We start from the raw sequence: 8,057 nt of genomic DNA, 5'->3' as shown, positions 1-8,057 counted from the left end.
TTCGGCGGAGGCGCTGCGCTCCACGCCGAGCAGCTTATAATAATCCTTGTATTCTACTGCCATAGAACCATCCCCCACTGTGGGTTTCTGTGATAGAAGGTAAGACGTTCCGGCAGGGCGTCAATATACCGACACGAAAAAAAATTGCAGGCGGCCGCCGGTGATGAGGCGGAAAGGCGAACGCCGCCGCCTCGCGTTTTGCCTTTTTCCACGGCAAAAGGCTCTCTTTTTTCACGCTACGACGACAGGTAGGCAGCCGCAGCCACGGCTTACGTGCTGCGCCGGACTTACGGCCTCATACATGAAGCGCATTTGGGGATGGGATGGGGGGCTTGGGGGAAGGGGAGCGACCGAATGGCGGCCGCAGGGCCGCGCCTGTCAGGCGCGTAGCAACACAAGTTTTACAAATAATTTCAACAAATAAAACAAACAAGCTGTACATGTTCCACTTGCCTTTGGGGCGGGGTGCCTCGTGCCCCTACTCTTCCCCCGGTAAAAGCGCGCTGGGGAAGGGATGGGGGCTTGGGGGGAAGGGGAACACCTCCCGCGCAGGCGGCGACCGAAAGGCGGCCCGGAGGGCCGTGCCCGTTAGGCGACAAAGGAGCCTTACGGGCATCGACAGCAGAGCGAGGGGTTCCCCTTCCCCCCAATAGTCATTGAGGTTGTGGGCAGGCGTTTACAGGGCAAAGGCCCGCTGTATATGCGGCTGCAGGAGCAGGCAGAGCCACGGCAGGAGCAGCAGCCAGAGGTGGCGTGCGAGGCGCGGCCGGAAGAGCGGCACGGCCCAGAGGCAGGCGGCCAGCGTCAGCATGGCGACGGCCGGAGCGGTATTGAGTGTCGCCAACGCCGTGGGGTCTTCCGTCAGGCTGCCCAGGGGACGCCCGGAGAGCAGGAAAAGCAGCGGCTGCAGGAGGATGTCGCTCCAGCGGTCGATGCAGGTAGGCAGCAGGCCCAGCACGGCCCAGACAGCGCACCAGCGTACCGCCCGTTCCCAGTTCCCGCACAGCATCAACGGGATACGGGCATTGGCGTAGAGCACCAGCAGGGCCACGCCCCCCGCCGCCGTCAGGTGGGAGAAGGCCGTCCCCAGACTCGCCCCCAGCACCAGACGGAACAGATCATTGCGGGCCATGCCCTGGGGCGGCGGGGCCAGCACGCCGCCCTGGATGAGGATGAGACCGAACAGGCAAAGCAGTGCCAGGACGGTCAACAGCATGGGACGCCGGATGACCGCCCCGTCGTAGAGGCAGTCGGCATCAGGCCGCAGATGGGGGAAATCGGGCAGACGACCGTTGGCCTTCTGCACAAGGGCCAGAAAGACCACGGCCATGCCGCAGGCCAGCAGGCTGGCGGCGGTCTGCTGCCACTGCCAGCGCGGCAGGGTGGACATGTCGTCCATCAGCCACAGCGTCAGGACAAAATGCAGGATCAGCAGGATGACGGAGCACCAGCACAGGCGCAGGCTCAGCTGGGTGAGCCGTCGCACGCCCCAGATGGCCAGGCGGCCGTTGCCGCGTCTGCCCAGCGGATAGGTGAGCAGGAGGATGAGGGGCATGAGTTCCGTGGCCTGGAGGACATATTTGAGGATGAGCGTCAATTCCAGCATGATGCAGAGGGGTAAGGGTGGGAGCCTCCGTTTCCGGGGCCCAAAACGAAACGAAGCCGGACCTTGATCCGGCTTCGTCCGCGGGTCGCAGCATCGGCAGTGCCGATGGGGGGAGGGCTGCAAGCCCGTATGCGGCTATTCGACAACGGTTGCCCGCTTGATGATGACGGGCTCATTGGGCACGTCATCATGATATCCGCGGGAACCGGTAGGGACAGCGGCGATCTTGTCCACCACATTCTGCCCCTTGATGACCTTGCCGAACACGGCGTAGCCCCAGCCTTCGGGCGTGGCGCTGCGGTAGTTCAGAAAGGCATTGTCCTTGGTATTGATGAAAAACTGCGCCGTGGCGGAATGCGGTTCACGGGTGCGCGCCATGGCCACGGTATACTTCTTGTTCTGCAGTCCGTTGGAGGCCTCGTTCTTCACCGGGGCGCGCGTGGGCTTTTCCTTGAGATCCGGGGTCATGCCGCCGCCCTGGATCATGAAGTCCTTGATGACGCGGTGGAAGATGGTGCCGTCATAGTGCCCGGCCTTGACGTACTGGACAAAGTTGGAAACCGTCATGGGAGCCTTGCGGGCATCCAGCCGCAGCAGGATGTCCCCGTAATTGGTCTCCAGCTTCACCACAGGGTCCTCGGCAGCCGCCGAAGCCGGCAGCGAGCTGAACAGGCAGAAGGCGCACATGCTGAGCAGGACGGACGAAACAATGCGTTTGATGACGGACATCGAGCCACCTCGTGAAAAATCTCTGCGCTCTTTTTAGCCCAATCATCCGGGACTGGCAAGAGCGTGCCGCCGCTGCCCGAAGTTTTTTTGCGCCATCCCCAAAGGGTGCTTGCCAAAGCGGCCATCCTTCTTATATTATATCCTGAATGAAAACCTCTCGCTTAGGCGAGTTTCCCTTCTCCAACGGAGGCACAAATGGAAGTGAATGCGTATTCCAAAGCTCGGAGCGGTGCCAGCATATCCAGCATCTTCATGAGTCATGTTTATCGCTGGATGACCATCGGCCTCGGCGTCACCGCCGTCACGGCCTTCCTCGTGGCCAGCAGCCCCACCCTCGCCTGGGCGATCCTGGGCAATTCCCTGATCATGATCGCGCTCATCGTGGCGCAGATCGGCCTTGTGATCGCGCTCAGCGCCGCCATCCACAAATTCTCGGCAGGCACGGCCACGGGCGTATTCCTGCTGTACGCCCTGCTCAATGGCCTGACCCTGTCCAGCGTCTTCCTGGTCTATCCCATAGGCAGCATCGCCAATGCCTTCCTGACCTGCACGGGCATGTTCCTGGCCATGTCCGTTTACGGCACGGTCACCAAGCGGGACCTGACCGGTCTGGGCAGCTTCATGTTCATGGGGCTCATCGGCATCATCATCGCCGCCATCGTGAACATCTTCCTTGCCAGCTCCATGCTGGACTTCGTCATCAGCTGCGCGGGCGTCATCGTCTTTACCGGCCTGACGGCCTATGACACCCAGAAGCTGCGCCAGTTCGGTGAAGCCGCTCCGCTGAACGACTCCGCCGCCATCCAGAACGGCGTCATCCGCCGCGGAGCCATCCTCGGCGCGCTGACGCTCTACCTGGACTTCATCAACCTCTTCCTCATGCTGCTGCGCCTTTTCGGCGGTAGCCGCGACTAGCGACGGTCCGCACGGCAGACTGCCGCACGAAACGTATCCATCTGGCGGGGGCAAGGAACGACCTTGTCCCCGTCATGCGTCTTTTTCCCTTTTTTTGCTCCGGTCGCGCCGCCCTCCCGGCGGTGAACCGCTCAGGATATCCGCCATGAGCATACGCCGCGCCTCGGCCTCGTCTGATCGCCAGTCCGCAACAGATGCCGGACTGGCCGCCCCCGCCCCGGAAGAACGGGAGGCCGGTCTGTCCTGGCCGCCCGACGGGGACGGCTCCGCCTTCCTGCCCTCCGCAGCCGATCTGGCCGACAAGGGCGACGGCGAGACAGAGGACATTGCCCCCGACGATACCACGACCCCGTCCGACCCCGCTGTGGACGACGACCGCTTCGACAGCGTCGATCACGCCCTGTCCCGACGGATCATGACCGCTCTTGCCCGCCAGCAGCGTCCCATGCGGCTGGACGGCCTGCTGCGCGTGCTCGGCCTGCCGCGTCGGGCCCGTAAAGAGCTGGAAGCCGCCCTCGCCCTTCTTGCGCGGGAAGGCAAGGCCGTGCGCCAGCGGGGCGGTCTCTGGTCGCGGGCGGACAGCCTGCGGGAGATCCGCGGACGCTACATGGCCCTGCGCAGCGGGGCGGGCGGTTTCGTCACGCCGCTTGACGCGCGCGGGCAGGTGACGGGGCCGGATGTATTCATCCATCCCCTGCAGGCCGGGGAGGCCTGGCATACGGACATGGTGCGGGTGCTGCTGGCCCCGCGAGGACGGCAGGTACGAGGGCGCAGCCCGGAAGGTCGCATCGTGGAGGTGCTGGAACGCGGCTGCCGCCAGTTGCCCGCCCATGTGCTGGACCGGGTGGGCGGCCGCCTGCACTGCCGGGCGGCGGACAGCCGTCTGGATGTCGCCTTCAGCGTGGACATGCCCCCGGCCCTTGACGTTCCGCCCCCGCGCGGCTCCCTTGTCCTGCTCGAACCGGAACGCCGTCTGGCCTCCGATCTCTGGCAGGCGCGCCTGCTGGAGGTCATCGGTCATGAGGACAGTGTGGGCGTGCAGGAAAACCTGGTCAAACTCAATCATCAGGTACCGCTGGCCTTCCCGCCCCGCGCCGAAGCCGAGGCGCGGGCCCTGCCTGCCGAGCCTTCGGCCGAGGATATGGCCGGACGCGAGGATCTGCGCCAGCTGGTGCTGGTGACCATCGACGGGGCCGACGCCCGCGACTTCGACGACGCCATCGGCGTGGAGGCCCTGTCCGACGGCTGGCTGCTGCGGGTGGCCATAGCCGACGTGAGCCATTATGTCCGTCCGCGTACGGCGCTGGACACGGAAGCTCTGGCGCGCGGCAATTCCTGGTACTTCCCGGCCTCGGTGGAACCCATGCTGCCTCCGGCCCTGAGCAACGGTCTGTGCAGTCTCAATCCCGATACGGACCGCCTTTGCCTGACGGCGGAACTGCGCATCGACCAGCGAGGGCTGACCGTGGATGCCCGCTTTTTTCCGGCGGTCATGCGTTCGGCGGCCCGCCTCACCTACGAAGCGACGGAAGCCGCCCTCGTGCGCCGCGACCCCGACGCCCGCGCCAGCCTGACGGCCCTGCCGCGCGGCCGGGAGATCTTCGCCATGCTGGAGGAGGCCTTCCGGCTGTATGAGGCCCTGCATACCGCGCGCACCTCGCGCGGCAGTCTGGATTTCGACCTCCCCGAGGCGCGTTACGACCTGACGCCGGACGGCCGTCTGGCGGGCATCGGACGGCGCGAACGTCTGACCGCGCACAGACTCATCGAGGAGTGCATGTTGGCGGCCAATGAGGCCGTGGCGCGCTTCCTCGGCGGCTCGACGGCGCAGGAGGCGGTCCCCTTCCTGTACCGGGTCCACCCCCGCCCGGAGGCGGAACGGCTGGAAGCGCTTTTCGATTCCCTGAAGGCCATCGCGCCGGAGTTGTTGCCGCCGCGCCCGGATGCGGCCTCCCTGCAGGGCATCCTGGCCGGAGTGCGGGAGACGGAGCAGGAATTCCTCGTCAACCGCCTCTGCCTGCGGGCCATGCCGCAAGCCCGCTATCAGCCGTGGAACGAGGGGCATTTCGGTCTGGCCTCTCCGGCCTACTGTCACTTCACCTCACCTATCCGCCGTTATGCGGACCTGCTGGTGCACCGGGCGCTCCGGCAGAAGCTGGGCTGCGGCACGGGCAGCGTGCCCGGCGGACAAAAACTGCTGCGGGTGGCGGATCAGCTCAACCGCCGGGAACGCGAAGCCATGGAGTGCGAGCGGGAGATGGCCCGGCGGCTGGCCTGCATCGCCCTGCGCGACAGCATCGGACAGCGTTTCGACGGCGTGGTCTCCGGTGTGACCGAGTTCGGCGTGTTCGTGGAACTGGAGGCCATGCCGGTGGAGGGCATGATCCGGGTCGAGGATCTGGGCAACGACTGGTTTGCGCTGGATGAACGCCGCCACGCCCTGATCGGACAGCGCAGCGACGCCATCTGGGCGCTGGGACAGCCTGTGGCGGTCCGGCTTGCCGACGTGCACGCCGGACGGCTGGAGATCCGCCTCGTCCCGGCTGACGGCAAGCTTGCCGCGCGCGGCCGTCCCGACAGGCAGCGCCCGCCGCGGCGGTCTTTTTCCCGACAGGGACGCGGCCCGGGCGCGAAGGCTGCCGCCCCGCACAGGCTCGGACGCCAGCCTTCCCAACGACAGGAACGACGGCAAAAACGCGGGAGGAGAGGCTGATGGGCCTGCTCTCCGGCAGTCAGCGCATGGGCGCGGCGGCCCTGCTGCTGGCCGCAAGCACCATCCTTTCCCGCCTCATGGGGCTTGTGCGCGACAAGATCATCTCCTGGCAGTTCGGCGCGGGCAGCGAGGCGGACATGTACTTTGCCGCCTTCATGGTGCCGGACATCATCAACAGCCTGCTGGCCGGGGGGATCATGTCCATCACCATGCTCCCCCTGCTTTCCCGGCGCTTTGCCGAGGACGAGGCGGACGCCTGGCGCTTCTTTTCCTGCGTTTTCTGCTGGATGCTCCTCGCCTCGCTGCTGGCGACGGGCGCGGGCATACTGTGCGCCGGTCCGCTGGCCCGACTGACCGCGCCCGGCTTCGACGCGGCGCAGATCGCCCGGCTGGCCTTCTTCATGCGCATCATCCTGCCCGCGCAGGTATTCTTTCTCTGCGGGGCCTGCATGACGGCCCTGCTCTTCCTGCGGCGACAGTTCCGCGTCCCGGCCCTGACGCCGCTCATCTATAACGGCAGCATCATCCTCGGCGGCCTCTGCCTGCCGTGGTGCGCGCAGGCCCTGGCCCTGCCGTCGGAGTGGGAGCTCGGCGGCATGAGCGGCTACTGCGTGGGCGTGACCGTTGGGGCGGCCGTGGGAGCTTTCTGGCTGCCCTGGCGGGTGGCGCGCGCCCAGGGCCTGCATCTGGAATGGCGGCTGTCGCATCCGCTGTTCCGGCGTTTCCTGCTGACGGCCCTGCCGCTCATGCTGGGCCAGACCATCATCCTCATGGACGAACAGTTCCTGCGTCTGTTCGGCACCATGCTCCCCGACGGCAACGTCAGCCTGCTCAACTATGCCCGCCGCATCACGCAAGTGCCGGTGGGGCTCATGGGACAGGCCGCCGCCGTGGCGTCCTATCCCTTCCTGGTGGCGCTGGTCACCAGCGGCGAGCGGGAACGCTTCGACAGCACCCTTTCCACGGCCCTGCGGGCCAGCGTCGGCCTGATCATCCCGGCCGCCGTCTGGCTGGGGCTGGCGGCCCGGCCGGTGCTCACCGTCATCTTTCAGGGCGGACGCTTCGGCGCGGCGGAGACGCTGGCCTGCACGCCGCTTTTGCAGATCATGCTGGCCGCCACGCCGTTGTGGATCATCTACATGGTGCTGGTGCGGGCCTTCTATGCGGGCGGCGACACCATCACGCCCGCCGTCACGGGCACCGTCATGACCGTGCTGGCCCTGCCCTGCTATTATTTCTGGGCCGTGCCGCACGGGGCCTGGGCCATCAGCCTCGTCTCCAGCGGCAGCGTCAGCGCCTATGTGCTCTGGCTCATGGTCATCTGGTGGCGGCGCAAGGGCGGCGGCGCCTTTGCCGGACTGGGGGGCCTCGCCCTGCGGGTGCTGCTCTGCAGCCTGCCCGCGGGCGCGGCGGCGGCCTGGGCGCAGTCCCTGCCCTGGGGCGCCTGGTGTGCCGCACGGCTGGGCGGCCCTCTCCCGCCTCTCATCGACGCGCTCCTGCTGCTGGCCGTGAGCAGCGGCCTGTTCTGTCTGCTCTTTGCCGCGCTTTCCCGGCGGCTGGCCCCGGAGGTGCTCGCCCCCGTCCTGCGGCGGCTGCAGCGGCGCAAGGGAGCGGGACCTCACGCCGCCTGAGTCGACCGCGCGGAGGTCCTCGCGGAATTCTCCTTGACAGGACAGGGATTTTTACTATAGTTGCCCATTCCGAAGAATTACCAGCGCCGCGGCGCTATGGAGGTACAAAGTATGACTGCTCTGCAGAATGCCGTCAAAACGGCTGATGGTGTGGCTGTGAACGGCATCACCGTTCTCCCCGTGGTGGAAAAGTGCGAAGGCTGCGATCGCGTGCGGGAGTTCGAAGGCCAGAACTTCTGCTCCAGCTACCCCAATCCCGAACGCAAGTGGGCGGGCGGGCGCTGCAATTTTGCCACGCACGTGAAGGTGCAGGTGGCCGCCGCCGCCAAGGTCAACCCCCTCAAGGCGTCCAAGCGTGCCGCCAAGGGCCGCTAGACCGCACGTTTTCCGTGTCGTCCCTCCCGTGGGGCGTCCCTATTTCTCAAGGAGGCTCGTCGGGCCTCCTTTTTTTCATCCTGCAGGA

General features: G+C 66.3%; 6 protein-coding genes. 4 read left to right on the top strand and 2 right to left on the bottom strand.

Features of this window, described 5'->3' with window-relative positions:
- Window positions 1–676: 676 nt before the first annotated feature.
- Both Q0K00_RS02825 and Q0K00_RS02820 read right to left on the bottom strand, forming a co-directional pair.
- Complete coding sequence (locus tag Q0K00_RS02825; RefSeq protein ID WP_297227208.1) at window positions 677–1,606, bottom strand: hypothetical protein; 930 nt, start codon at window positions 1,604–1,606, stop codon at window positions 677–679.
- Window positions 1,607–1,741: 135 nt separating this feature from the next.
- Window positions 1,742–2,293, bottom strand: a complete 552-nt coding sequence (locus Q0K00_RS02820) for a peptidylprolyl isomerase (RefSeq protein ID WP_297227214.1) — start codon at window positions 2,291–2,293, stop codon at window positions 1,742–1,744.
- A 294-nt stretch (window positions 2,294–2,587) separates the two neighbouring features.
- On the opposite strand from Q0K00_RS02820, the gene Q0K00_RS02815 reads away from it, so the two are divergent.
- The 4 genes from Q0K00_RS02815 (at window position 2,588) to Q0K00_RS02800 (ending at window position 7,969) form a co-directional block, all read left to right on the top strand.
- Window positions 2,588–3,250, top strand: a complete 663-nt coding sequence (locus Q0K00_RS02815) for a Bax inhibitor-1/YccA family protein (protein WP_297227207.1) — start codon at window positions 2,588–2,590, stop codon at window positions 3,248–3,250.
- Window positions 3,251–3,395: 145 nt separating this feature from the next.
- Window positions 3,396–5,963, top strand: coding sequence for a ribonuclease R (gene rnr, locus Q0K00_RS02810; protein WP_297227206.1), 2,568 nt, complete (start codon window positions 3,396–3,398; stop codon window positions 5,961–5,963).
- Window positions 5,963–7,594: a murein biosynthesis integral membrane protein MurJ gene (gene murJ / locus Q0K00_RS02805; RefSeq protein ID WP_297227205.1), complete on the top strand. Its 1,632-nt coding sequence runs from the start codon at window positions 5,963–5,965 to the stop codon at window positions 7,592–7,594. The genes rnr and murJ overlap by 1 nt, the downstream gene beginning before the upstream one ends.
- Window positions 7,595–7,705: 111 nt before the next feature.
- Window positions 7,706–7,969 carry a PxxKW family cysteine-rich protein gene (locus Q0K00_RS02800; RefSeq protein WP_296304742.1) on the top strand — a complete coding sequence of 88 codons (264 nt, stop codon included), beginning with the start codon at window positions 7,706–7,708 and terminating at the stop codon, window positions 7,967–7,969.
- Window positions 7,970–8,057 lie beyond the last annotated feature (88 nt).

Source organism: uncultured Desulfovibrio sp., assembly GCF_944327235.1.
In the GTDB taxonomy this organism is placed as follows: domain Bacteria; phylum Desulfobacterota; class Desulfovibrionia; order Desulfovibrionales; family Desulfovibrionaceae; genus Desulfovibrio.
This window is presented reverse-complemented; position numbering and strand designations above follow the sequence as displayed.